Below are 22903 nucleotides of genomic sequence, written 5' to 3'. Positions count from 1 at the left end.
CCCTGTGGAAAAGGAACTGCCCATGAACGACGCTTCCCGCCGCACCGTGCGCACCATCGTGCAGACCGTGCTCGCCCTCGCCGCCGGCCTACCCCTGATCATCGACGCCGCGGGCATCCCGCAGACCGCCGTCGGCGTCGGCCTGGCCCTCGCCGTCGCAGGTGGCGTAACCCGCGTCATGGCGCTGCCCGTGGTCGAGGCCCTGCTGCCGCAGTGGCTGCGCGCCGCCCCGAGCGCCGACGCCGAGCTGCTCGCCCTCGACCGGAAGACCGGCGGGCGCCGGTGACCGACCCTTCCCCGTCCGACGTCGCCCTCGAACTGGAACGGCTGCGCGCGACCGTCGAGGCGGGATTCGCCCGCATCGACGGATCGCTCGCCCTGCTCGTGCAGCGATCCGACCAAGTCGACCGGCAGCTCGCCGACCACGAGCAGCGCCTCGACGCCCTCGAAAAGACCCGGTGGCCGCTCCCGAGCGTCCTCGCCATGGTCGCCGTGATCGGCCTCGCCCTCACCCTCTGGCAGACCGCCGCCCACTGAACACAGCGCGCCCCCGTCCCGGCCTCGTGCCGGTGGCGGGGGCGCCCTTTTTCGTTTTGAAGACAGGCGAGAGGGCTCTCGACGGTGCACTCGTCGAGGGCCCTCTGCCCGGGGTCACCGTGTGCGCGATCTACGCGAACGCTGGCACGGGAGGTGCTCCCCTTCCACCGCCACCCGCCCCCGCGAGGGAGGCGCTATCCGGGCGGGCGGCGTGGTCTGTGTCGCGCGGTTTGGCGTGGCGCCCGCGGGGCGCGGGCGGTGCCTCCTCCTCCGAAGTGGGTGGCGTCTCGGCCCACGGAGCGGGCGGGGGCTCGAACCTCGGAGTCGGGGGCGGCGCGAACCTCTGAGCGGGCGGTGCCTCGGCTCTCGGGGTGGGCGGCGCCTCGACGAACACGATGACAGGCTCTTTCCAGCAGTAGCAGCGATATCGCTTGCCCGGACGGTTCGGCGCAGGGGTGACTGCGCGCCGCGCGCTCGGCAGCGATGCCCATACCGCCGTGAGGGCGAGCAGAGCGAGACTTACGCCGATCGAGATCGCGCCGACGAGCACGGGACCGAGGTTCATTCGGCCGCCTCGCTCACTGCGCCACGGTCGCAGACGAACAGACCGAGCAAGTCGGCGAGTTCGAAGGCCAGGCCGCGGGCGTCACCCTCGGGCACCTCGCAGATCGGGGTGCGGTTGCGGTCTACCAGCCATACAGCACGCGGCGCGCCGGCGATGGAGGGACGGTATACGGCGCCGATGTTCGGTTCGCTCTTCACGCTGCCCCCTGGTAGCCGATGCTGAACCCGAAACGCTTCGCACCGGCGCCGTTGGTGGCAACGTCCCACCGGTCAGCCACCCTCGACACGAGGAACAACCCTCGGCCGTTTTCTTCTCGCCACGGCGGGGCGGTCCGCGGCACCCGGGGCAGCCACTCGGGGCGGTCGTCGTTCACCCACACGGTGACGTTGTCCGAACCCAGGGACACATCCACCGTGATCAGGTTGGTACGCGTGTGGTGGTAGGCATTCGTAACCACCTCGGACACGCACAGTCGGAGCTGCTCGACGATGTCCTCGTGCCCAAAGGCGACCACCAGAACGGCCACCATGTCGCGAAGAATCTTCGGCGTCGTCGCGGCACGAGGCGCAACGAATCTGTAGCTAACGCCCAGCTCGGGCGGCGGTGCAGGGGGTAAAGCGCTAGTCGTCATGTCCTCGTCTCCCAACGCGGTAGTGCTCGCGCTGCCCGCCATGCGTGGCAATGGCCGCCCCCGGGGTGACGACGCGTCAAGGCGCGTGCCAGCGGCTGCACTTCGGTCTTATTGGCGTGCGACGCGGTGCTGTGAAGACCGTAGCGGGTCCGCATCACAAGTGATACCCCTTCGCCTCACAGTTGCCACAATGTGGACCAGCCCAAAACGACGGGCCACACTGAGACCCGACAGGGAGAGAGAGGCCGATGCCAAACCGCAAAGCCCCGACCGCTCGGCAGCGGCGCCTCGGGACCGAGCTGCGCAAGATACGAGAACACGCCGGTCTCACCCCTGCCCAAGCCGCACAGCTCCTCGGTTCCGACCGAACGGCAATCGCCAACATCGAGTCCGGCCGATCCGGCGTGAGTGGCGAGCGAGTGCGCACCTGGGCAGGGCACTACGGATGCGCCGATACGGCGTACATCGAAGCTCTCGCCGCCATGGCCGAAGAGCGCTCGCAAGGGTGGTGGGACGAGTACCACGGCGTCCTGTCGTCCGGAGCACTGGACTTGGCAGAGCTCGAAGCCCACTCCACAGCCCTGCGTGCGGTGCAGATCATGCACATGCCCGGACTCCTGCAAACCGAGGAGTACGCTCGCGCTGTGTTCGAAGAGGCCGTGCCGACACTCAGCCCGGCAAGCCTGCGCCGACAGCTCTCGTACCGACTGAAGCGCCGCGACGTCCTCGACCGCCCCAACCCGCCACAGTGCACGTTCCTGATCCACGAGGCCGCGCTGCGGCTTGAGTTCGGCGGCGCCAAAGTGGCCAGGGCTCAGCTCGAACGATTGCTAGAGCAGTCGGAGCGGGAGAACGTAACAGTGAGGGTCATCCCGTTCGCAGCCGGCGGGTTCCCCAATGCCGGGTCCTCGACCCTGTACGCGTCAGGGCCGGTCCCGCAGCTCGACACGGTACAGACCGACACCGCGCACGGCCCCGCTTTCCTCGACGCCGAGACGCGTCTCGACAACTATCGCGCGATCCTCGACCGAACCGAGCAGCGGTCCCTCGACCCTGACCGGTCAAGGGACTTTATCCACGAAAGAGCACAACAAGTATGAAGGCGTGAGATTGTGGAAATTAAGTGGGAGAAGTCCCGTTACAGCACGGATGCCGAGGGCAGTAACTGCCTGGAGGTCAGCGCAGGGGAAGGCGACGAGATCCTGCTGCGGGAGAGCGACGACCCCGCCGTGATCATTCGCACGACCCGCGCCAAGCTGCAAGCTTTCCTCGACGGAGCTCGCGCCGGCCAGTGGGACAAGTACGGCACCGGCGCCTAGACCGAAGCCCAACACAACGCGGCCCCCGCCCGAAGCGGGGGCCGTTTTGCGTTTCCGGACCACCTCACAAGTTGGCATATGCCGAATCACTCGTTTGACGGCAAACAGTTGAGTCCACTCGGCTTCACACGTTACCTTCCATTCAAGAGCCAGTGGCGTGCATCGCACGCAAGTGGCTGTAACTCCCCATGGCCGCAAGCTGGTTGGGGAAGCGCTAAACGGGCCTCTCGCTTGCTGCTCACACGGCCATCGAGAGGGGCGCCACCGCTGCGGAGGAGGCAAGCCATGCTCGCTCAACTCGCAAGACCGAAACGGCAGACCGATCTCGGGCTCGCCGCTGAACGCGGCTACTGGTGCGAGGCCCTGCTGCACCACTCCGACGCGGATCTACCGCCCGACCCGCGGTCGTTGAGTCTTCTGCCCGATCCGATGTCCGCGATACGCCTGCTGCGCCTACAGCTACGACAGAACGCGCCGTTCGGCCTCGACATCAACGAACTCGCCCGAGCTGCCGCATGGTTGGAAGACGGATGGGTGCACGCCCTCGGCGCTCTCGCGAGGGATGAGCCGTGCGGATTCAGGGTGAAACTCCCGCAGGGTGAGTACCTCGAATGGGTCATACGCCCCGTGCGCGTGTACCTCGCCACGCCCAGTGAGTCCCCCCACCAGCACCCCACCGCACGTAGGGAATTACGCCGTTGAGCACCACCCTCGTAACTGATCACCCGGCGTGGGTGATGCCCCCGGGCCTGAACGGGGAAGCGCTGCGAGTCGTCGAGTACAAGGAAGTTCCCTGGCTCGCTCACTGGCAGGGAGCCGGCCTCGTACTGCGCCCCCTCGGGACGGACGACGCCGAGGCGCCGACGATCAGCTACACCTCGGCGATCATGCTTCCCCGCGAACGCGAGCAGGACCGCCTCGCGCAGACCCTCGCGCAGCTCGGCACAGTCGCCCGCCTCACCACGCCGGATCTGTGGGACTCGATCACCGCGGCGATCTTCCATCACTTCGGCCGAGACAAGCAGGGCGCCGCCCTCTACCGCAGGTGGTGCGCCGCCTTCGGGCGCTCTCACGACACGTTCGCCGGCCCCCTGGCCATGCCCCCCACGGCCCCTACGGTCCTGCACCTCAGCGATCAAGGGTTCGACGCGATCCGTCTCCGCTTTTACAAGCCCCTCTTGCGAGCAGCAGCTCGGGCCTACGTCGACAACGCCGACGAGTGGGTGACCCTCGAACCTGACCGCCTCTTCAAGGCCCTGTGCGAGGTACGCAGGCTCGGCGCGTGGACTGCCGCCGCGGCGGTCGCCGACTACACGGGCGACTTCTCCCTGTACCCCCACGCAGACCGCGCTCTGCGCACCCGCGCCCGCCGCGCACAACCTGATCTCGACCTGCCCCAGGACGACGCCGCGTTCATCGCACTCTGGCGCTCATGGGCGCCCGACCGCGTCGAGCTGCACACCCTGACCCTGTTCACTCTCACGTGGGGGGCCCATGCCGGTACCTACTCATAGCCTCGTCGTCTCGCCGTTCCTCGACGAGTACCTCGTACTACGCCCCGGGCACGACGACGGGGTGCAGATCCCGCTCGCGCGATACCTCGAACTGAACAAGGCAGCAAGCACCGGGGCCGAAGCGCCCGCGTGGCTCGTCGACGGCGCCCGCCAGGCATGGGGGATTGACCTGCCTAAGCACCGCCCCTTGCGCGACAAGGTGATCGTGCGTGCCCCCTCGACGTACGGCATGTCGCGTGCCTCGTGGGAGATCAACAAAGGGTGCGACTACGACTGTCCGCACTGCTACCTCGGCCTCAAGAGGTTCGAGGGGATGCCGGGCCCGGACAAAATCCGGCTGCTCGACATCATGCGCGACGCCGGCGTGCTCTGGCTCCAGATCACGGGCGGCGAGCCCCTGATCGACCGCGAGTTCTCCGAGATGTACTCGTACGCCTACGACCTCGGGATCATGCTCACGATCTCGACGAACGGCTCGCAGCTCCACAAGCCGAAGATCCTCGACACACTCACCGCTCGCCCCCCGCACCACCTGTCCTTGAGCGTCTACGGCGCCACCGAAGAGACCTACGACGGGTTCACCCGGAACCGAGGCGCATTCGGCCGCTTCATCGCCGGACTCGACGCCGCCCGCGAGGCCGGCCTGCGATTGCAGCTCAACATCGTCGTCACCAACGACAACGCCGACGAGTTCGCCGCCATGGAACAGCTCGCCGAGCAGTACGGGCAGGTGTACGTCTTCACGAACATGTCGCCCACCATCCAGGGCGACGCGACGCCGATCCCCGAGCAGGCCCTCAAGTACCTGCGTGCGCGGAAGCCCTTCAGCGGCTGCAACGCCGGACACACGTTCTTCCATGCGGACCCGTTCGGCCACGCGTCCATCTGCAAGATCGGCCGCGAGCCGCACATCCCCCTCATGCAGGAAGGCATCGAGGGACTCAAACGCCTCGGCGGCATCGCCGACGGCCTACAGCTTCGCACCGGGGGCTGCGCCGGCTGCTCGTTCGGTCAGAAGGACGCCGACGGCAACCCGGGCGGCTGCACCACCTGCCGCCCCATGGCAAAGCTCTACCAGGAGGCGAAGGCACCGCGAAACATGTACTGCCAGCATCCCGACCCCGAACCCGTGAGGTGAACCCATGGCAACCGCCATTGAGCCCCGCACCACCAGCCGCGCGCCCGTGATGCTCTCGATCACGCCGCGCCCGACCGAGTCGGCCGCCGGCCCGCTCCCCGTCGCGATCACGTCCCGTCCGATCGCGGACGACGGATTCAGGATCACGAAGGACATCGGCTCGTTCTCCGAGGCCCTCGGCTGCTCCTGCCAGGCCGACGACGACCAGCCGTACTAGACCGCACCTGCACACAGAGCCGCCCCCGCCCGCGTAGGGTCGGGGGCGGCTCGCTGTCCACCCCCAGGAAGCCCCCATGCCCGTAGACCGCATCCACTGGGACGACCTACCGCTCGCCGCGCGCGCCGCCGTCGAGCAGCACACCGGCCCGGTACTGCACGCCTCAACCGCCGACGGCGGCGCAAACAGCGGCATCGCCGCCGCCCTCACGACCGCCGCCGAGACCCTGTTCGTCAAGGGCGTGCCCACCGATCACCCGCAGATCCGGACGCAGCAGCGCGAGGCGTCGATCAATCCGTACCTGCCCCCGTCATGTCCCCGGCTTCTGTGGCACGTACAGGCCGCCGGATGGGACCTGATCGGGTACGAGCACCTCGTCGCCCGTCACGCCGACTACGCTCCCGGCTCGGCCGACCTACAGCTCGTCGCGGTCGCCCTGCGCGAACTCCAGAGCACGCCCTGCCCAGACATCCCACTCAAACGCGCCGAGGACCGGTGGAGCGGCTACGCAGGCCCCGCCGGCGTCGATCGGCTCGCCGGCGACACCCTGCTTCACACCGACCTCGCCCCGCACAATGTGTTCATCACAGACCGTGCCCACCTGATCGACTGGGCATGGCCCACCCGGGGCGCGGCATGGATCGACCCCGCCGTGCTCATCCTGCGACTCATGGAAGCCGGACACACGGCGGAAGCAGCGGACGCATGGGCCCGCGGACAGTTCCCGTCGTGGGCAGCAGCCCCGCACACTTCCGTCGCCGCATTCTCCGAGGCCAACGCCCGAACCTGGGATGAGATCGCCCGGGAGGACCCGCAGGACTGGAAAAAGCACATGGGGCGGCTTGCCCATGACTGGGTGACCTACTGGCGCACCCGCAGGTAGCGCCACCGCCCCCGCCCGTCGGCGCCCACTGAGGAGGCCGACGGGCGTTGTCATGCCTACGGCGCGAAAGGACTCGCGCCGTAGGCTGGAGCACCGAAGTTCAGCGGTCGTTCCGCTGTCTCGGTTGAATGATCACGAACGCGGAGCTACCTTCGAAAGGCCGTTGATGATGCGGTCCATCGCGTCGCCGCCCGTCGGGTCGGTCAGGTTGGCCAGCATCTTCAGCGTGAACTTCATCAGCACCGGGTGCGTCAGGCCGCGCTGCGTGGCCACCTTCATCACCTTCGGGTTGCCGATCAGCTTCACGAAGGCGCGACCCAGCGTGTAGTAGCCGCCGTAAGTCTCCTTGAGCACCTTCGGGTAGCTGTGCAGCGCCAGCTCGCGCTGCGCCGGGGTGGCCCGGGCGTGCGCCTGCACGATGACGTCGGCCGCGATCTGGCCCGACTCCATGGCATACGCGATGCCCTCGCCGTTGAACGGGTTGACGAGCCCGCCCGCGTCACCGACCAGCAGCAGGCCCTTGGTGTAGTGCGGCTGCCGGTTGAAGGCCATCGGCAGGGCCGCGCCGCGGATCGGCTGGGTCATGTTCTCGGGGGTGTAGCCCCAGTCCTCCGGCATGGAGGCGCACCAGGCCTTGAGGACCTCTCGCCAGTCCAGCTCCTTGAAGGCGGAGGAGGAGTTCAGGATGCCGAGGCCGACGTTCGACGTACCGTCGCCCATGCCGAAGATCCAGCCGTAGCCGGGCAGCAGCCGGTCCTGCGCGCCGCGCCGGTCCCACAGCTCCAACCAGGACTCCAGGTAGTCGTCGTCGTGCCGCGGCGAGGTGAAGTACGTACGCACCGCGACACCCATCGGCCGGTCCTCACGCCGGTGCAGGCCCATCGCCAGGGAGAGGCGGGAGGAGTTGCCGTCGGCCGCGACGACGAGCGGGGCGTGGAAGGTGACCGGGGTCTTCTCCTCGCCCAGCTTCGCCTGCACACCGGTGATGTGCCCGGTGCGGGGGTCGCGGACCGGCTCGCCGACGTTGCAGCGCTCGTACAGCCGGGCGCCGGCCTTCTGCGCCTGGCGGGCCAGGGTCTCGTCGAAGTCGTCGCGCTTGCGGACGAGTCCGTAGTCCGGGAAGGAGGCGAGTTCCGGCCAATCCAGCTGGAGCCGCTGCCCGCCGCCGATGATGCGCAGGCCCTTGTTCCGGAGCCAGCCGGCCTCTTCGGAGATGTCGATGCCCATCGCCACCAGCTGCTTGGTGGCGCGCGGGGTCAGCCCGTCGCCGCAGACCTTCTCCCGGGGGAAGGCCGTCTTCTCCAGCAGCAGGACGTCCAGTCCCGCCTTGGCGAGGTAGTAGGCGGTGGTCGAGCCGGCGGGCCCGGCCCCGACGACGATCACGTCCGCGGAGTGTTCGGAGAGGGGCTCGGTCACTGCGGGGTCTCCCGAAGGCTCGATCTCGATAAAGGGTGCCGGGCGGCCCCGGACACGTGCAGTCTATGCAGCGACAGAGATCGCGATCCGAAGGGCTGCCCGATGACGACTTCGCCGACCCGGCCGCTCCCCGCCATACAGCTGCGCGTACCCACCGACGAGGACGCCTTCGCCTGGCACCGGGCCTTCGACGACCCCGACGTCATGGAGTTCCTCGGCGGCCCCGCGGAGCTGTCCCTGTACGAGGAGTTCACCGCGCGCCAGCGCATGCACGACGCACAGCTCGGCTACTGCCTGTGGACCGTTCTGGACGACGAGGGCGAGGTGCTCGGCTTCACCGGCGCGCAGCCGTGGCCCCGGGAGAAGGACTGGGGTCCGGTGGGCGAGATCGAGATCGGCTGGCGGCTCGGCCGCGCCGCGTGGGGGAAGGGCTACGCGTACGCCGCCGCGCTGACCACCCTGGACCGCGTCCGTGCCGCCGGTGTCCCGCACGTGGTCGCGATGATCAACGACGAGAACGCCCGCTCCATCGCGGTGGCCGAACGCCTGGGCATGACCCTGGCGGACCGCTTCCCCCTCCCGGGCGGCACGAGGCACGCGCGGCGGTACGAACTGACGCTGACGCGGGGGTGAAGAGGGCGGGGGTGTACGGGTTCACGCGCGTGCGGGACTTCTCCCCCCTCGGGGCATGCGCGGGGCCCGTGGCTGCCCACCCGCCCCCTGCCTGCGGGTGGGCGCTCGGGTGACCGGATGTCGGCGTCCGGCATCAGGCCTGGGGCGAGGCGCGATCCGCGGGAGCCGCACGGGCGGTATCGGGACCGTACGGCGGGGGCTGCGGTAAGCGGGGTCTCCGTGACCGGTATCAGAGAGGTCTTGGGGGTTTCCCGTCAGTCCCATAGTCCTTCCGTGTCGGGCCGGCCTGTCAAGGGCGCTCCCTTCGGTCGCGTCGCTGCGCGACGGCCTGCGGCCGCCCTTGACAGACCGTCCCGCCCCGGAAAGACAAGAGACTGCCGAGAAACCCCCAAAAGAACGGGCCGGTCCGAGGATCAAGGACGGGCCGGTCAGAGACGTCCGGCCCGTCTGGGGAGGGGCCGGGCCCGAGCCCGGGCCCTCCCACCGCGCTTCCGGGGCGGGGCAGGCGGCCAACCTCCCCAAAACCCCGACCACAAGCCCCTCGGGGGGAGGGGGGCGCGTCAAATCGCTACGCGCTCCTCGCCGACGGCGTCCGACGCCCCTCCGGGGCTGATACCCACACCAGAGCGTGACCAGCAGCGCATCAGAATCCGACGAGCGCATCAGATCGCTACGCGCTCCCCATTTCTCGGCGTCCACCCGCCGTCTGGGGCTGATGCCCGGATCAGAAACCGACAAGGAGCTTTCGTCCGTCGTGGCTCCGCACGTGGGCCGGGCTCAGCCCTTCTCGCCGATGGCCGCACGGAGCCAGTCGAGAGTGCCCTGCCCCAGGAGCTCGTCGGCGAGCCTCTGTCCGGTCTCCGTAGTGAGCCGCGCCCTGCTGTTGTCAATCCACCGCTGCGCGGCCGCGTACCCCTGCGCCTTGTACTCGATGCCCTGAAGCATGCACTCCAGCTTGTCCGCGTCGCGCGCACAAACCGCCTCGGGAGAGTCCTTCCCCTCGTACTCGGCGACCAGGTCCTGGATCGCAGCCGCGAGCACCTCGGGCATCCCCGCGGTCTGGTCGGCGGTCACGGCCCGCGGGTCCCCAGCCGGTGCGTACTTCTTCCCGAGGTGGTTGACGTCCCCGGTTCGGGTCTCCTGCGTGTCGTGCCACACGGCGAGGAACGCCGCACGCGCGGGGTCAGCGCCCTCCAGCTTCGCAATGATCGACGCAATGAGCGAAGTGCGCCAGGAGTGCTCGGCCACGCTCTCGGGGTCCTTGACGCCGGCCATCCACCAGCCCGTGCGGCGAGTGTGCTTGAGCGTGCCGGCCTCATAGAGGAAGCGCGCCACCGCGGACAGGTCGTCAGCCACTGTGTCTCCTTCTTAAGCCTCGGCGAGGCGGATCGCATACCGGATGCCCTCCAGCTCTCGATGCGTACGCGTCGAGGCCGTGGTGCCATCCAACAGCACGGGCAGTTGTGCCCGCAGTGCCCGCCCGGCGTCTGAGGTCATGCGGAGGAGACCCGGGCGGGCCGCGAGCAAAGCCCACAGCGTGTGCACGTTGAGGTCGAAGAAGCCGTGCTGCGGGGAAAGCCCGCCGACGAGGTGCTGGAGCAGCCGGTGGCCGTGCCAGGTCATCGCGCCGGAGTTCGCGATGAAGTCGTCGCACAGCTCCGGGTGCGCGGACTCGCCGATCCAGTAGGCCCAGTAGCTGAGGTTCGCGGACTCACCCGCGTCGTCATCGTCGAGCATGGTCGCGATGAAGTGCTGCATCCGATCACGGTCGCCCTGGCGTGCGGCTACAGCGGCGACGGAGCGGGAGGTGAGCCATTGGGTGAGCCAGTCAGAAGGCCTCTCGGCATTGCGCTGCTGAGCAAGCCAGGCGGACGTATCTGCCGCGTCGTCGTAGCCGGCAAGGTAGAGGGCCTGTCGCCGGAGGAGAAACTGCTGCCTGGGGTGTGCCTCCTCGGCCATGCGCCGCATGTGGCCGAAGAAGCGACGGCGCTCCTCCATGGTGAACTGGGGCTGGCTCGCAACGGGTCCGCGGCGGGGACGTAATGGGGCGTCGCCGGCGCGTACCGGCTCCGGGGTGACGCCGTTGAAGGGCCATACCAGCACCGCGACCAGGTCACGCTGCATGACCCAAGCGCCGAGCGGACTGTCGGCGGGCGTGTCCTCGTCGTCCAACGCGCCGGCCAGCAGCACATCTGCTTCCAGGGCCTTCTCCAGAGCGAGGAGCAAGGAGGGGGTGGCACCCATCCGCATCAGCCGGTGCCGGTGCAGCAGCATCTGACCGACGGCGAGCGCGGTCAGGGGACGCCGCCCCGTTTCCCAGCCCGCGACGGTGTCCGCTGAGACCGCGAACGCTTCCGCGAGAGTCTCTTGCGTGTGGCCGAGCTGCTCGCGGATGATCCGGAACACGTGACCGGAGACTGTCCCGCCGCGGCTTCGTCGCCGGCTTCCCTGACTGGTGGTCAGGGTGGAAGTCGGGTTGGTGCCCATGACGCTCCCTGTGCCCAGGCGTGCTGCTAGGTAACCCGTACTGGTGGTCACTTCGAGCGAACCGGCGTGAAATCTAGGCTCGTTGTCGTGGTCCCCAAGTCGCTCAGCGTAGCGGTTTTGATGCTGATGAGTGCCGCAGGAGACACCGCTCGATTCCCGCTAACGGTAGGGAGAACCCCGTGGCCGACCGCACGAACCGATGCCCGGATGCGCGTGGTGTGCTGTCCATCGACACCTCGGACAACTCGATCCACGGCCTGCTCGCCGTGCGCGAGCCCAGCGCCGACCTCCTCGACCGCGCGCTCGTCGGCTGGGAGCGCTTCATCGGCACCGCCGAGGATCTGGCTAATGCCTGAGGCGTACGAGTACGTAACGCACCCCCTGCTAAGACGCCGTGTCCGTGACATCGCGTCGGGGACTGAGGGCGAGCTGATGGCCGTGGTCAACGAGAACGTGTCCACGACGGCAATCGACCGATGGGTCGAACTGGCCTATATCCGTGGCACCAACGGCCGTGAGATCTCGACCGCCATCGGCAACGTCGAGGCGGCCGGCCGCTGAGCACCGTCTGCACCCATCGCACACCACCCAAAGGAGACAACCATGTCCAGCCCCCATCCGGTTCCGCCCCCGCCGCCGTGCAGCGCCGGTAAGGGCGAGCCGCCGACACCCGCCCACACCGCAACCCTGGTCATGCAGCCCGGCACACGTGACGCTCGCAGCTTGCTCAGCGCTGACGACTTCATGGCCGTCACTGCGACCGTCGCCAAGGACAACCCCGAAACAGACTGGGCCATGGCCGAACGCGTCACCCTGGAGGCCATAAAGTTCGTGGCGGTTGCGGCCGGAGACGCCCGCGGCATCGCTCCGTCCCGCGTCGTCGACGAGGGGTGGCACGCACTCATCCTGCACACCGCGATCTACAAGAGCCTCTGCGAGCGTCTCGGCGGCGGCTTCGTCCACCACTACCCGGAACTCCCCGACTCCACCCGCTACGACCCTGGCTTCATCGAGCGGACCATCGGCGCCATCGAGCTGGCCGGCTTCGCCGTCAACCGGGAGCTGTGGACCGGCCCGACTGACGGCATCGTCCAGGTGGTTGCGTCCTGCCAGCACTCCCCGAACTGCGGGCCCATCCAGCCCATGCCGACCCCGCAGTGTCTCTCCGAGCCGTCCTGACCGCCGCTACCCTGCGATCGGAAGGGAGTCACCATGCAGGAGTGGACAGACCCTCGGTACGCGGAGCTCGTAAAGCGCTGGCTTGAGACAACGGACCCACAGAAGCAGGACGGGGCACAGCCCCAAGCCAGCCGAGGGTTCATCATGACGCCGCCCGGAACCGAATGACACAGGCCCGGTCGTCCAGGGCGGCCGGGCCCATCTCTGTCTGGAGTCAGCTGCATGACTACGTGGGACAGCTATGCCGGCCTCACCCCCGTCGGCCGAGCTGGGCCGCCGCCACTGTTCAGCTGGACGCCCTTCCCAGGACACGGCCCCGGCTCGGAAACCTTGGGAATCGACGCGGGCTCAACCGTCCTGGAACTGGGCTGCGGCAAGGGCGACCGGCTTGCTTACCTGGCCAGTCTCGGCGTCCGCGCGGTCGGCGTCGACATCTCGGCCGTACAGGTGGCCGCAGCGACAGCGCGCTGGGGATCCGCCGTCGAGGTGCACCGAGCAGACGCCGTTCACTACCTACAGCACAGGCCCGACTCCTTCGACGCTGTGTACTCCGCCTTCGGGGCGCACTGGTTCACCGACCCCGAGCTTCTCCTGCCGGCGATCCGGTCGCGGCTTCGCGAGGACGGGGTGGTGACACTGGCGCACGTCCCGCCAGGTGACGATTTCGACTCGGATACCTACGCGCCCGTTCCCGATGTAGGCCCGGTGCTGCGCTGGGAGGGCGAGGCCACCCAGTGGGCGAACGCATTACAGCGCTGCGGCTTTGTCCAGCCGAGGGTCGTGGCGATTCCCCCGCCCGTCGGCTCGCGCGGTGTTCGCACGGTCGTGATCCGCGCCCTTGGTTAGGCCGTCCGGCCAGGGCTACTTGCGGACCAGTAGGGCCGACCGCCGTCAAATGGCAGGCCTCGGAGACCGCCTGCCCCAGACGGCGGGGGGACGCCGAGAAATGGGGAGCGCGTAGCGATCTGATGCGCTCGTCGGATTCTGATGCGCTGCTGGTCACGCTCTGGTGTGGGTATCAGCCCCGGAGGGGCGTCGGACGCCGTCGGCGAGGAGCGCGTAGCGATTTGACGCGCCCACCCTCCCCCCGACGGGCTTGTGGCCGCTGTTTGGGGGAGGTTGGCCGCCTGCCCGGCTCGGGAAGCGACGTGGGAGGGCCCGGGCTCGGGGCTGCCCCCTGCCGCAGCGCTGGCCGGACATCCCTGACCGGCCCGCCCTTGAACCTCGGACCGGCCCGTTCTTTTGGGGGTTTCCTGGCAGTCTCTTGTCTTTCCGGGGCGGGACGGCCTGTCAAGGGCGGCCGCAGGCCGTCGCGCAGCGACGCGACGAAGGAGCGCCCTTGACAGGCCGGCCCGACACGGAAGGACTATGGGACTGACGGGAAACCCCCAAGACCTCTCTGATTCCGGTCAGCTCGGACCCCGCCTCCCGAAGCCGCTGCCGCACAGGAAATCCGGGCCCGCTCCCCACCCCCGCCGCGGTGGGTGGGCAACCACCGGCCTCGCGCATGCCCCGAGGGGGAGAAAGTCCCGCACGCGCGTGGACCCGTACACCGCCCGCCCCTAGAACACCGACAAGCCCGTCAGTGTCGTGAAGCGGTCCAGGGCCGCCACGCCTGCCACCGAGTTGCCCTGGGGGTCCAGGCCCGGACTCCAGACCGTCAGGACGCATTGGCCCGGGACGACCGCGATGATGCCGCCGCCGACGCCGCTCTTGCCCGGGAGGCCGACGCGGTAGGCGAATTCGCCCGCCGCGTCGTACGTCCCGCAGGTCAGCATCACCGCGTTGATCTGCTTGGCCTCGCTGCGCGTGAGGAGGCGGGAGCCGTCCGCGCGCAGGCCGTGGCGGGCCAGGAAGAGGCCCGCGCGGGAGAGGTCCGCGCAGCTCATCTCGATGGAGCACTGCCAGAAATAGTGGTCCAGGAGCGCCGGTACCGGGTTGTCGATGTTGCCGTACGAGGCCATGAAGTGGGCGACGGCCGCGTTGCGGTCGCCGTGTTCCTGCTCGGAGGCGGCTACTTCCGGGTCGAAGGCGAGGGACTCGTTCCCGCTCTCGGCGCGGAGGAAGGTGAGGAGTTCGCTGCTCGCGTCGCCCGTGAGGGTCTGGAGACGGTCGGTGACCACGAGCGCGCCCGCGTTGATGAACGGATTGCGCGGGATGCCGTTCTCGTACTCCAGCTGCACGAGAGAGTTGAACGGGTTGCCCGAGGGCTCCCGGCCGACCCGCTCCCACAGGCTGTCGCCGCCCTCGGCGAGGGCCAGGGCGAGGGCGAAGACCTTGGTGATCGACTGAGCGGAGAAGGGGACCTGCCAGTCCCCCACCCCGTACACGTTGCCGTCGAGGTCGGCGATCGCCATCCCGAAGCGGCTGCGGTCGACCGTCGCGAGGGCCGGGATGTATGCGGCGGGCGTGCCGCTGCCGACCAGCGGGGCGATGTCGGTCGCGATCCGCTCCAGCAGGGCGTCGTAGTCCATCAGGCCTTGGTGCCCCGGTGCAGCGCGACGATGCCGCCGCTGAGGTTGCGCCAGGCGACCTTGGACCAGCCGGCCTTCTGCAGGAGGCCGGCGAGCGCGGGCTGGTCGGGCCACTCCCGGATGGACTCGGCGAGGTACACGTACGCGTCGGGGTTGGAGGACACCGCGCGGGCGACCGGCGGCAGGGCGCGCATCAGGTACTCGGTGTAGACCGTGCGGAACGGCGCCCAGGTGGGCTGCGAGAACTCGCAGATGACGACCTGCCCGCCGGGCTTGGTCACGCGGTACAGCTCGCGCAGGGCGGAGTCGGTGTCCTGGACGTTGCGCAGCCCGAAGGAGATCGTCACGGTGTCGAAGACGCCGTCCTTGAAGGGGAGCCGAGTGGCGTCGCCCGCCGTCAGCGGCAGCCACGGGTGCTTCCTCTTGCCCTCGCGGAGCATCCCGAGGGAGAAGTCGCAGGGGACGACGTACGCGCCGGTCGCGGCGAAGGGCAGCGAGGAGGTCGCGGTTCCGGCGGCCAGGTCGAGGACCTTGTGCCCGGGGCGCGCGGCGACCGCCTTGGCGACCTCCTTGCGCCACAGCCGGGCCTGGCCGAGGGAGAGGACGTCGTTGGTGAGGTCGTAGTTCGCCGCGACGCCGTCGAACATGGAGGCGACTTCGTGCGGCTGCTTGTCCAGGGATGCGCGGGTCACTGGCGTTGGCCCCTCGGTGTGCGGTACGGATCGGCGGATACGGGGCCCATCCTCTCAGGCCGCACGGCCCCCTGTGGCGGGGGCTCCACGACGGCGCACAACTGGCCCGGAGGACAGTTGCGCGGGGCCGTCGTGGCCACGTTGACTGGCGGGGTGCGGCCCGGTGAGAGGGTCACCCTCCGGATCAGCACCCGAATCGTGGCCGGTCCGGGCAGTGGCCGCCGCGAACAGAGGGCTTCACGATGCCGGCAGGCCATTCCACCGGTCGCTCCCACCGCGGTACCCGAAACGATCCGCGTACCAGCCCGCGTGCCAGGCGCCGGGCCGAGCGGCAAAAGCGGCTGCGGCGTACGCTTCTCGGCTCGGCGACGCTCGTCGCGGTCGCGGTCGGTGTGGCCGCGTACGCGGGCGGCTCGAAGGACGGGGACACGGTCGCCGACGGCGGCAAGAAGACGGCCGCCCAGCCCGATCAGCTCGACGGGGAATCCACCGACGGCGCGGACCCCTCCGCGCAGGGCGGCCGGAGCTCCGCCTCCCCGGCGCAGCAGTCCACCCCGCCCGCCTCCCCGCCCGCGGCCTCGCCCTCGCCGTCCCCCGCCACGACCGCGCCCGCCCGCCCGGGGGTCTTCACGGCCTCCGCCGCCTCCGGGCAGCCCCAGGGCAAGGGGACCGTGCGCCGCTGGCGCGTGGAGGTCGAGGAGGGCAGCGGGGTGGAGCCGGACGCCGCGGCCAAGGCCGTCGAGGCGATCCTCGGTGATCCGCGCGGCTGGACCAGGGACCCGGCGTACGGTTTCCAGCTGGCCGGTCCCGGCCAGCCGGTGGACTTCACCGTGAAGATCGCGACGCCGACGACCACCGACCGGCTGTGCGAGGTCGTCACCCCCGAGCTGATCGGGGAGACGAACTGCCGGGCCGGCCACACCGTCGTGGTCAACCTCAAGCGCTGGCAGGAGGGTTCGCCGCAGTTCAACGGCCCGGTGGAGGAGTACCGCGCGCTGATCGTCAACCACGAGGTGGGGCACGAGATCGGCCGCGAGCACGAGACCTGCCCGGGCCCGGGAAAGCCCGCGCCCGCGATGATGCAGCAGATCAAGGGGCTGCTCGGCTGCAAGGCCAACGCCTGGCCGTATGACGCGCGCGGAACTTATCTGTCGGGTCCGCGCGTCCCTTAACCGTGGAAACCTTGCGTGTCGTCAGCTTCAGCGTCCCCGGCTGGTTCCCCTCGTACGGCACTCAGGTGCCGCAGGGGGCCCAGCTCACCGAACAGGAATCGGCGGTCTTCGTGTGTCTGGCCACCGGCGCCTCCAACGCGGAGCTCGCCGATGAGCTCCAACTGTCGGTGAGCACGGTGAAGTTCCACGTCGGGAACATACGGGCCAAGCTCGGCGGGATAAGCCGGCTGCAGGCCTGCCTGCTCGCCGCCCTGGCGAGGGAAGGCGCGAGCGAGGACGTCGAGGACCGGCCGCTCAGCGGCGGCGGTGCAGCAGCCGACCACTGATGACCGTGGCCACGCAGGTCGTCGCCCCGCGCTCCAGCAGCTCCGCCTCGTCGGCCACCGCGAAGACCGCGAAGCGGGCCGGGGCGCCCGTCTCCAGCACCCCGTAGAAGGCCTGCCCGGCCGCGTCCCGTCCGGCGAGGGGGTCCAGGGAGGGAGTGCCCTCGTGGGCGGCCGGCGGCAGGATCGTCAGCCCCGAGCGGGACACCGCCGTGCGCACCGCCGGGACCGTGAAACGACCGGTGACCGCCACGACCCCGCGCGCGAGGAGCTTCTGGGTGCCGCGCCGGGCGCTGTTGCCCCAGCGCGCCTCCGTCATCTTGAGCTCTTCCAGCGCCGCCGCCCGGCTGAGGGGGTCGGCGCCGAGCTCCGCGACCTCGTAGGGGTCGTCCGGGTAGTACGTGCGCTCCAGCAAGTCGTCCGCCCCGCGCACCAGCAGCCCCGGTGTGAGCAACCCGGGCCAGCGGCGGGCGCGGGCGTGCGGGTAGCGCTCGGCGAGGTCCGCGAACGGGCCGAGCGCCGCGATCCGGTCGCCTTCGACCAGGACCGCGCCGTCGGGCACCGGCGCGGATCCGGGTCCGGGTCCGGGTCCGGGGAGGAGGAGTTCGGCGGAGTGGAGCGTACGCATCGGTTCGACGTCAGTCCTCGGCGTCAGTTCGTCGAGATGAGCTTCAGCTCGGGGTGGGCCGTGCCGCCCTCGATGGCGGTGGAGGAGATGTGCGAGACGACGCGGTCGTCGACCGGGTCGTTCGCCGGGTCGTCGTGCACCAGCAGGTGCTCGTACGTCGTCGCGCGCTGCGCCGGCGTGCGGCCCGCCTTGCGGATCAGGTCGATGATCTCCTGGCGGTTCGAGCGGTGCTTGGCACCGGCCGAGGAGACGACGTTCTCCTCCAGCATGATCGAGCCGAGGTCGTCCGCGCCGTAGTGCAGGGAGAGCTGGCCCGCCTCCTTGCCGACGGTGAGCCAGGAACCCTGGATGTGCGCGATGTTGTCGAGGAAGAGGCGCGCGATCGCGATCATGCGCAGGTACTCGAAGATCGTCGCCTGCGTACGGCCCTTGAGGTGGTTGTTCTCGGGCTGGTACGTGTACGGGATGAAGGCGCGGAAGCCGCCGGTGCGGTCCTGCGTGTCCCGGATCATCGCGATGTGCTCGATGCGCTCGGCGTTGGTCTCGCCGGTGCCCATCAGCATGGTGGAGGTGGACTCCACGCCCAGCTTGTGGGCGATCTCCATGATCTCCAGCCAGCGCTCGCCGGACTCCTTGAGCGGGGCGATCGCCTTGCGCGGCCGCTCCGGCAGCAACTCGGCGCCGGCGCCCGCGAAGGAGTCGAGACCGGCGGCGTGGATGCGCTGGATCGCCTCGTCCACCGACACCTTGGAGATGCGGGCCATGTGCTCGACCTCGGAGGCGCCGAGGGAGTGGATGACCAGCTGCGGGTAGGCCTGCTTGATGGCGGAGAAGTGGTGCTCGTAGTACTCGACGCCGTAGTCCGGGTGGTGCCCGCCCTGGAACATGATCTGCGTGCCGCCGAGCTCCACGGTCTCCGCGCAGCGGCGCAGGATGTCGTCGAGGTCGCGCGACCAGCCCTTCTTCGTGTCCTTGGGGGCCGCGTAGAAGGCGCAGAACTTGCATGCCGTGACGCACACGTTGGTGTAGTTGATGTTCCGCTCGATGATGTACGTCGCGATGTGCTCGGTACCGGCGTAGCGGCGGCGGCGCACCGCGTCGGCCGCCTGGCCGAGCGCGTGCAGCGGCGCGTGGCGGTAGAGGTCGAGCGCCTCTTCCTTGGTGATCCGGCCCCCCGCGGCGGCGCGGTCGAGGACAGACTGGAGAACGGCCTGGTCGGTCACCGGTGAGTCACCTTTCGGCGGTGTGTCTGTGTCAAGGTCCGGACCGATCCAGCCTACGCCAGGGACACTCCGTCACTTTTTTGAGGGGCACGTCAGGGGCTACGGGTCAGATCTCCTTCGGGGTTCCCGGCCGGGGTGTCGCCCGACTTGTAGTGCAGTGTCCCGTTGGCGTTGAGGGTGAAGCGTTCGTCGGCGGAGCCGTTGGAGCAGATGCCGGGGGCCGGGTTGGGGCCGCCGGCGGTGTCGAGGACGAGCGAGCGGTCGGTGGCGGAGGACAGCTTCCAGTCGCCGCTGCAGTCCGTGCCGAAGACGGGCAGGATCGACTTGTCGCGGCCGACGACCTCGCCGACCTTGCCGGCCTTGATGGTGATCTCGAACTCGCTGGAGACCCCCATGCGGGCGGTGGTGACGGTGCCCTTCCAGGTGCCGATGAGCTCCTTGGGGACGTCCGTACGGGTGCCGCTCGCGCTCGGCGTGGGGGCCGTGGAGGCCGTGGGGGCCGTGCCCGCGGGGGCCGGGGTGGAGGGGCGCGCGCTGCCGTCGGCGAGGTCGCGCTCCTTGTCTCCCTGCCCGGGGAGCATGCCCATCCCGTACAGCCCGCCGGACAGCACGGCCAGTACGGCGGCCGCGGCGAGCACGAGCGTGCAGCTGAAGCGGCGCCCGGCCGCGGTCACGCTCACCTGCCGCCCGTCGGGCGCGGTCCGCGGCTGCGGCACGCCTCCGGCGGTCTCGGTGGGGCTGCCGTACGGGCCCGCGGGGGCGGCGTACGGGGACCCGCCGGCCGTACCGGGCGAGGCGTACGCGGGATTCGGCGTCCCGAAACCCTGGCCGCCCGCGTCCTGCCCTCCGTACGAGGGGTCCGGCGCGCCGAAACCGGCCGCGACCTGGCCTCCGTACGACGGGGTCGCGAACGGCACCGGCCCGGACGGGGCTTCCCCGGCGGGCGGGGGCCCGAACCCGACTTCGGCGGGGGCGGCGTCCAGGTCCAGGAGGGCCACCGCCGCGCGGCTGGCCTGTTCCACCAGGGGGGCGGGGAGCCAGCCCGGGGCGCCCAGGGCGGGGGCGAGGGCCGCCGCGAGGGCTTCCGGGGCGGGGCGGTCGGTGGGGGCCTTGGCCAGGCAGGACTCGATCAGGTCGCGCAGCTCGCCGGGCGCGACCGCGTCCAGCTCGGGCGGCTCGTGGACCACCTTGTACAGGAGCGTCGCCGAGTTGTCCCCGGTGAACGGCGGCCGCCCGGTCGCGGCGAAGGCGAGTACGGCGCCGAGGGAGAACACGTCGGCCGCCCCGGTGATCCCCTTGCCGAGGATCTGCTCGGGCGACATGTAGCCGGGCGAGCCGACGGAGACCCCGGTGGAGGTGAGCGAGGCGGTGCCGTCGGTGGCCCGCGCGATCCCGAAGTCGATCAGCCGCGGCCCGTCGAGGGTCAGCATCACGTTCGACGGCTTCACGTCCCGGTGGACCAGCCCCAGCCCGTGCACGGCCACCAGGGCGCGCGCCAGACCCGCGCCGACGGCCCGTACCGAGACCTCCGGCAGCGGCCCGTGCGCGGCCAGCGCCCGGTCGAGGGAGGGCCCCGCCACGTATCCGGTGGCCACCCACGGCACCGGAGCCTCCGGGTCCGCGTCCAGGACGGGCGCGGTCCACTCGCCGCCCACCCGGCGGGCCGCCTCCACCTCGCGGCGGAACCGGGCGCGGAACTCCTCGTCGGCGGCGAAGTGCGGGTGCACGATCTTGACGGCCACGGTCCGGCCGCCCGCACTGCGCCCCAGGTAGACCCGGCCCATGCCGCCCGCGCCGAGCCGGCCGAGCAGCCGGTACGCGCCGATGGTCCTTGGTTCGCCCGCTTCGAGCGGCTGCATCGCGTCCCCCATCCCCCAGGAAGATCCTTGACAGCACCTTAGGGGGTCGGGCGAGATCGTTTACGGTTGCCGGCGTCGTACACACGCGAGGTGCGCAAGCGGAGGGGAACGGAACATGAGCGAGACCGTCCTGCCCGGCAGGAACCGGGCGGCCAAGGTCAGCGTGTTCTTCGCGATGGGGAGCCTCGGGGCTCTGGCGAACTTCGCCGGGCCCATCGCCTGGCTCAACCCGCCGATCTTCATCGGCATGGCCATCGTGTGCGCGTTGATCGCGATCCCGGCCGGGCACGTGGGCCGCTTCCGGGCCCGGCGGCTCGCGGGGGACGGGAAGGGCATGGCCCTGGCGGGCATCCTCGGGGGCTGGGCGATGCTCCTCGTCTCCCTGCTGGCGGTCGCGGCGGCGGTCGGGCTCCTCGTCGGCGTGGGCCTGCTGGTGGACAAGACGTAACGGCCCGGCATTCCTTTCCGCATTCCAGCGCCGGGCGCACGGAATGCGGAAAGGAGTGAAATCCTCGGAAACGGTTGGTAAAGCCTGTCAGGACTCCGTGACCGACTCCGCGACCGCCGCTTCCAGGAGCTGTACGGAGACATCCGCGGGATAGCCCGTCGTCGGTCCCGTGCGGCGCGCGAATTCCCTTACGCCGGCCAGCTGTTCCGGTCCGAAGCGGAAGTCGAGCGTGGTGAAGTACCGCTCCAGCAGGTCCGCGTCGAAGGCCTCCCAGCGGGCCGCCTGCTCGGCGACCTTGGTGACCTCTTCGAGGGACACGTCCCGGGAGGAGAGGAAGGCCTCGTGGACCTGGCGCACGACGGCCGGCTCGCGGTCGAAGTAGTCCTTGCGGGCGGCCCAGACGGCGAAGACGAACGGCAGTCCGGTCCACTCCTTCCACATGTGCCCCAGGTCGTGCACGGCCAGCCCGAGCCGGGGCGCGTCGTGCAGGGAGGCGCGCAGGGCGGCGTCCCCGATCAGTACGGCCGCGTCCGCCTCCTGCATCATCACGCTCAGGTCGGGCGGGCAGGTGTAGTAGTCGGGCCGTACCCCGTACTGCTCGGAAAGCAGCAGCTGGGCGAGGCGTACGGACGTACGGGAGGTCGATCCGAGGGCGACCCGGGCGCCGTCGAGCTGCTCCAGCGGCACCTGCGAGACGATCACGCAGGACATCACGGGGCCGTCGCAGCCGACCGCGATGTCGGGGAAGGCGACGAGCTGGTCGGCGTTGCGGAGGAATTCCACGAGGGTGATCGGGGCGATGTCGAGGTCCCCCTCGACGAGGCGCTCACTGAGCTTCTCGGGGGAGTCCTTGGTCAGCTCCAGGTCCAGCAGCGTGCCGGTTCGGGCGAGCCCCCAGTAGAGGGGCAGGCAGTTCAGGAACTGAATGTGGCCGACACGGGGCCGGCTGCGATAGACGTCCACATCGCGAGACTAGCCCCCGGGTCTCCGTCAGCCTTCAGGCGGGCCTCAAACGTCCGAGTGACGTGATCTTTCCCTCTGGTCTCGGCCGCAGGGTGCGTGCTAGGCTCGACGCAAGTTGCAGTTTGGTTTCCCTTGCAGTACGAGGCCTGCGGAGAATGTGACCCGCAGGCTTTTGTAGTTTTCAGACTTCTTAGCAGGTTCTGGAGCAGGGCGACCCTTTGGCCCATAGGAGGGCTCATGGCTACCGGAACCGTGAAGTGGTTCAACGCTGAAAAGGGCTTCGGCTTCATCGCCCAGGACGGCGGCGGCCCGGATGTCTTCGTCCACTACTCCGCGATCAACGCCTCTGGCTTCCGCTCCCTCGAGGAGAACCAGACGGTGAACTTCGACGTCACGCAGGGTCCGAAGGGCCCGCAGGCGGAGAACGTCACCCCGGCCTAGTCGCCTGGGCCAACCTAATCGCGGGTTGGAAAAGCAGTACCCAAGGAGCCCTGTCCCCTCTGCGCGAGCACGAGGGAACGGGGCTCCTGCCTTTTCCCTCCCGGGTGGGGTGGCGGGGTACGCAGCCGCCCCCGCCCCCCTGAAACCGGGGCGCGGGGGTG

The 22903-nt window shown here is 69.9% G+C and carries 29 protein-coding genes; 18 read left to right on the top strand and 11 right to left on the bottom strand.

Annotation, left to right across the window (positions count from 1 at the left end; translation table 11 throughout):
- The first annotated feature begins 22 nt into the window (after positions 1-22).
- A complete protein-coding gene (locus tag ACFV9H_RS31240) occupies positions 23-286 on the top strand; it encodes a hypothetical protein (RefSeq protein WP_385404788.1) in 264 nt (87 codons plus the stop codon).
- Positions 283-537, top strand: coding sequence for a hypothetical protein (locus ACFV9H_RS31235; protein ID WP_385404786.1), 255 nt, complete (start codon positions 283-285; stop codon positions 535-537). The genes ACFV9H_RS31240 and ACFV9H_RS31235 overlap by 4 nt, the downstream gene beginning before the upstream one ends.
- A gap of 561 nt (positions 538-1098) precedes the next feature.
- On the opposite strand, the gene ACFV9H_RS31230 is transcribed toward ACFV9H_RS31235, so the two are convergent.
- Entirely contained in the window at positions 1099-1299 is a 201-nt protein-coding gene (locus ACFV9H_RS31230; protein WP_385404785.1) for a hypothetical protein, read from the bottom strand.
- Complete coding sequence (locus ACFV9H_RS31225) at positions 1296-1733, bottom strand: ATP-binding protein (RefSeq protein WP_385404783.1); 438 nt, start codon at positions 1731-1733, stop codon at positions 1296-1298. Before ACFV9H_RS31225 ends, ACFV9H_RS31230 begins: the two co-directional genes overlap by 4 nt.
- Positions 1734-1981: 248 nt before the next feature.
- Here ACFV9H_RS31225 and ACFV9H_RS31220 point away from each other — a divergent pair, with 248 nt between their 5' ends.
- The 7 genes from ACFV9H_RS31220 to ACFV9H_RS31190 all read left to right on the top strand — a co-directional run bounded on the left by ACFV9H_RS31220 (position 1982) and on the right by ACFV9H_RS31190 (position 6804).
- A complete protein-coding gene (locus ACFV9H_RS31220; protein ID WP_385404781.1) occupies positions 1982-2833 on the top strand; it encodes a helix-turn-helix domain-containing protein in 852 nt (283 codons plus the stop codon).
- Between the two features lie 12 nt (positions 2834-2845).
- The gene (locus ACFV9H_RS31215) at positions 2846-3052 is read left to right on the top strand and encodes a DUF397 domain-containing protein (RefSeq protein ID WP_385404778.1); all 207 of its coding nucleotides are present in this window, start codon (positions 2846-2848) and stop codon (positions 3050-3052) included.
- A 285-nt stretch (positions 3053-3337) separates the two neighbouring features.
- Positions 3338-3754, top strand: a complete 417-nt coding sequence (locus ACFV9H_RS31210) for a hypothetical protein (protein WP_385404777.1) — start codon at positions 3338-3340, stop codon at positions 3752-3754.
- Positions 3751-4566 (top strand): hypothetical protein, encoded by an 816-nt coding sequence (locus ACFV9H_RS31205; protein WP_385404774.1) that lies wholly within the window; start codon positions 3751-3753, stop codon positions 4564-4566. Before ACFV9H_RS31210 ends, ACFV9H_RS31205 begins: the two co-directional genes overlap by 4 nt.
- Positions 4547-5704, top strand: coding sequence for a radical SAM protein (locus ACFV9H_RS31200; protein WP_385404773.1), 1158 nt, complete (start codon positions 4547-4549; stop codon positions 5702-5704). Before ACFV9H_RS31205 ends, ACFV9H_RS31200 begins: the two co-directional genes overlap by 20 nt.
- Before the next feature lie 4 nt (positions 5705-5708).
- The gene (locus ACFV9H_RS31195; protein ID WP_351319859.1) at positions 5709-5921 is read left to right on the top strand and encodes a hypothetical protein; all 213 of its coding nucleotides are present in this window, start codon (positions 5709-5711) and stop codon (positions 5919-5921) included.
- A gap of 76 nt (positions 5922-5997) precedes the next feature.
- Complete coding sequence (locus ACFV9H_RS31190; protein ID WP_385404770.1) at positions 5998-6804, top strand: aminoglycoside phosphotransferase; 807 nt, start codon at positions 5998-6000, stop codon at positions 6802-6804.
- Positions 6805-6936: 132 nt separating this feature from the next.
- Here the strand turns inward: ACFV9H_RS31190 and ACFV9H_RS31185 are convergent, their stop codons facing one another.
- Positions 6937-8220, bottom strand: a complete 1284-nt coding sequence (locus ACFV9H_RS31185) for a geranylgeranyl reductase family protein (RefSeq protein WP_385404768.1) — start codon at positions 8218-8220, stop codon at positions 6937-6939.
- Positions 8221-8322: 102 nt separating this feature from the next.
- Here ACFV9H_RS31185 and ACFV9H_RS31180 point away from each other — a divergent pair, with 102 nt between their 5' ends.
- Positions 8323-8853, top strand: coding sequence for a GNAT family N-acetyltransferase (locus ACFV9H_RS31180; RefSeq protein WP_385404766.1), 531 nt, complete (start codon positions 8323-8325; stop codon positions 8851-8853).
- Between the two features lie 777 nt (positions 8854-9630).
- On the opposite strand, the gene ACFV9H_RS31175 is transcribed toward ACFV9H_RS31180, so the two are convergent.
- Positions 9631-10209 carry an HD family hydrolase gene (locus ACFV9H_RS31175; RefSeq protein WP_385404763.1) on the bottom strand — a complete coding sequence of 193 codons (579 nt, stop codon included), beginning with the start codon at positions 10207-10209 and terminating at the stop codon, positions 9631-9633.
- Positions 10210-10221: 12 nt separating this feature from the next.
- A complete protein-coding gene (locus tag ACFV9H_RS31170; protein WP_385404762.1) occupies positions 10222-11340 on the bottom strand; it encodes a helix-turn-helix domain-containing protein in 1119 nt (372 codons plus the stop codon).
- Between the two features lie 179 nt (positions 11341-11519).
- On the opposite strand from ACFV9H_RS31170, the gene ACFV9H_RS31165 reads away from it, so the two are divergent.
- The 4 genes from ACFV9H_RS31165 (at position 11520) to ACFV9H_RS31150 (ending at position 13365) form a co-directional block, all read left to right on the top strand.
- Positions 11520-11696 carry a hypothetical protein gene (locus ACFV9H_RS31165; protein WP_385404760.1) on the top strand — a complete coding sequence of 59 codons (177 nt, stop codon included), beginning with the start codon at positions 11520-11522 and terminating at the stop codon, positions 11694-11696.
- On the top strand, positions 11689-11901 hold the full coding sequence (locus tag ACFV9H_RS31160) for a hypothetical protein (protein WP_385404758.1): 213 nt from the start codon (positions 11689-11691) through the stop codon (positions 11899-11901). The genes ACFV9H_RS31165 and ACFV9H_RS31160 overlap by 8 nt, the downstream gene beginning before the upstream one ends.
- A gap of 162 nt (positions 11902-12063) precedes the next feature.
- Positions 12064-12519 (top strand): hypothetical protein, encoded by a 456-nt coding sequence (locus ACFV9H_RS31155; RefSeq protein WP_385404755.1) that lies wholly within the window; start codon positions 12064-12066, stop codon positions 12517-12519.
- A gap of 222 nt (positions 12520-12741) precedes the next feature.
- The gene (locus tag ACFV9H_RS31150) at positions 12742-13365 is read left to right on the top strand and encodes a class I SAM-dependent methyltransferase (protein ID WP_385404753.1); all 624 of its coding nucleotides are present in this window, start codon (positions 12742-12744) and stop codon (positions 13363-13365) included.
- Positions 13366-14081: 716 nt separating this feature from the next.
- Here the strand turns inward: ACFV9H_RS31150 and ACFV9H_RS31145 are convergent.
- Positions 14082-14993: a glutaminase gene (locus ACFV9H_RS31145; protein ID WP_385404750.1), complete on the bottom strand. Its 912-nt coding sequence runs from the start codon at positions 14991-14993 to the stop codon at positions 14082-14084.
- On the bottom strand, positions 14993-15685 hold the full coding sequence (locus tag ACFV9H_RS31140; protein WP_385404748.1) for a demethylmenaquinone methyltransferase: 693 nt from the start codon (positions 15683-15685) through the stop codon (positions 14993-14995). The genes ACFV9H_RS31145 and ACFV9H_RS31140 overlap by 1 nt, the downstream gene beginning before the upstream one ends.
- A 242-nt stretch (positions 15686-15927) precedes the next feature.
- On the opposite strand from ACFV9H_RS31140, the gene ACFV9H_RS31135 reads away from it, so the two are divergent.
- Positions 15928-16857: a DUF3152 domain-containing protein gene (locus tag ACFV9H_RS31135; RefSeq protein WP_385404746.1), complete on the top strand. Its 930-nt coding sequence runs from the start codon at positions 15928-15930 to the stop codon at positions 16855-16857.
- Positions 16858-16868: 11 nt separating this feature from the next.
- Complete coding sequence (locus tag ACFV9H_RS31130) at positions 16869-17183, top strand: response regulator transcription factor (RefSeq protein ID WP_385404744.1); 315 nt, start codon at positions 16869-16871, stop codon at positions 17181-17183.
- Here ACFV9H_RS31130 and ACFV9H_RS31125 read toward each other — a convergent pair.
- The 3 genes from ACFV9H_RS31125 to ACFV9H_RS31115 all read right to left on the bottom strand — a co-directional run bounded on the left by ACFV9H_RS31125 (position 17152) and on the right by ACFV9H_RS31115 (position 20902).
- Positions 17152-17808 carry a hypothetical protein gene (locus ACFV9H_RS31125; RefSeq protein WP_385404742.1) on the bottom strand — a complete coding sequence of 219 codons (657 nt, stop codon included), beginning with the start codon at positions 17806-17808 and terminating at the stop codon, positions 17152-17154. The genes ACFV9H_RS31130 and ACFV9H_RS31125 overlap by 32 nt on opposite strands.
- Before the next feature lie 23 nt (positions 17809-17831).
- Positions 17832-19031 (bottom strand): cyclic dehypoxanthinyl futalosine synthase, encoded by a 1200-nt coding sequence (mqnC, locus tag ACFV9H_RS31120; RefSeq protein WP_385404740.1) that lies wholly within the window; start codon positions 19029-19031, stop codon positions 17832-17834.
- Between the two features lie 92 nt (positions 19032-19123).
- Complete coding sequence (locus tag ACFV9H_RS31115; protein ID WP_385404738.1) at positions 19124-20902, bottom strand: protein kinase; 1779 nt, start codon at positions 20900-20902, stop codon at positions 19124-19126.
- A gap of 103 nt (positions 20903-21005) precedes the next feature.
- Here ACFV9H_RS31115 and ACFV9H_RS31110 point away from each other — a divergent pair, with 103 nt between their 5' ends.
- Positions 21006-21338 carry a DUF4190 domain-containing protein gene (locus ACFV9H_RS31110; protein ID WP_385404736.1) on the top strand — a complete coding sequence of 111 codons (333 nt, stop codon included), beginning with the start codon at positions 21006-21008 and terminating at the stop codon, positions 21336-21338.
- 87 nt (positions 21339-21425) lie between these two features.
- On the opposite strand, the gene ACFV9H_RS31105 is transcribed toward ACFV9H_RS31110, so the two are convergent.
- The gene (locus ACFV9H_RS31105) at positions 21426-22301 is read right to left on the bottom strand and encodes a menaquinone biosynthetic enzyme MqnA/MqnD family protein (protein ID WP_385404733.1); all 876 of its coding nucleotides are present in this window, start codon (positions 22299-22301) and stop codon (positions 21426-21428) included.
- 237 nt (positions 22302-22538) lie between these two features.
- Between ACFV9H_RS31105 and ACFV9H_RS31100 the strand changes: the two genes are divergently transcribed.
- On the top strand, positions 22539-22742 hold the full coding sequence (locus ACFV9H_RS31100; RefSeq protein WP_030012116.1) for a cold-shock protein: 204 nt from the start codon (positions 22539-22541) through the stop codon (positions 22740-22742).
- Positions 22743-22903: the final 161 nt, after the last annotated feature.

Origin of the sequence: Streptomyces sp. NPDC059874 (genome assembly GCF_042731135.1) — a bacterium.
Lineage (GTDB): Bacteria > Actinomycetota > Actinomycetes > Streptomycetales > Streptomycetaceae > Streptomyces.
Note: the sequence above shows the minus strand (reverse complement) of the source record. Positions and strands in the feature narration are given on the sequence as shown.

Coding starts and splice junctions, on each gene's coding strand:
- ACFV9H_RS31240 (WP_385404788.1), top strand. CDS start 23: ATGAACGACGCTTCCCGCCGCACCGTGCGCACCATCGTGCAGACCGTG.
- ACFV9H_RS31225 (WP_385404783.1), bottom strand. CDS start 1,733: ATGACGACTAGCGCTTTACCCCCTGCACCGCCGCCCGAGCTGGGCGTT.
- ACFV9H_RS31220 (WP_385404781.1), top strand. CDS start 1,982: ATGCCAAACCGCAAAGCCCCGACCGCTCGGCAGCGGCGCCTCGGGACC.
- ACFV9H_RS31210 (WP_385404777.1), top strand. CDS start 3,338: ATGCTCGCTCAACTCGCAAGACCGAAACGGCAGACCGATCTCGGGCTC.
- ACFV9H_RS31200 (WP_385404773.1), top strand. CDS start 4,547: ATGCCGGTACCTACTCATAGCCTCGTCGTCTCGCCGTTCCTCGACGAG.
- ACFV9H_RS31195 (WP_351319859.1), top strand. CDS start 5,709: ATGGCAACCGCCATTGAGCCCCGCACCACCAGCCGCGCGCCCGTGATG.
- ACFV9H_RS31190 (WP_385404770.1), top strand. CDS start 5,998: ATGCCCGTAGACCGCATCCACTGGGACGACCTACCGCTCGCCGCGCGC.
- ACFV9H_RS31180 (WP_385404766.1), top strand. CDS start 8,323: ATGACGACTTCGCCGACCCGGCCGCTCCCCGCCATACAGCTGCGCGTA.
- ACFV9H_RS31170 (WP_385404762.1), bottom strand. CDS start 11,340: ATGGGCACCAACCCGACTTCCACCCTGACCACCAGTCAGGGAAGCCGG.
- ACFV9H_RS31160 (WP_385404758.1), top strand. CDS start 11,689: ATGCCTGAGGCGTACGAGTACGTAACGCACCCCCTGCTAAGACGCCGT.
- ACFV9H_RS31150 (WP_385404753.1), top strand. CDS start 12,742: ATGACTACGTGGGACAGCTATGCCGGCCTCACCCCCGTCGGCCGAGCT.
- ACFV9H_RS31145 (WP_385404750.1), bottom strand. CDS start 14,993: ATGGACTACGACGCCCTGCTGGAGCGGATCGCGACCGACATCGCCCCG.
- ACFV9H_RS31135 (WP_385404746.1), top strand. CDS start 15,928: ATGCCGGCAGGCCATTCCACCGGTCGCTCCCACCGCGGTACCCGAAAC.
- ACFV9H_RS31125 (WP_385404742.1), bottom strand. CDS start 17,808: ATGCGTACGCTCCACTCCGCCGAACTCCTCCTCCCCGGACCCGGACCC.
- ACFV9H_RS31115 (WP_385404738.1), bottom strand. CDS start 20,902: ATGGGGGACGCGATGCAGCCGCTCGAAGCGGGCGAACCAAGGACCATC.
- ACFV9H_RS31110 (WP_385404736.1), top strand. CDS start 21,006: ATGAGCGAGACCGTCCTGCCCGGCAGGAACCGGGCGGCCAAGGTCAGC.
- ACFV9H_RS31100 (WP_030012116.1), top strand. CDS start 22,539: ATGGCTACCGGAACCGTGAAGTGGTTCAACGCTGAAAAGGGCTTCGGC.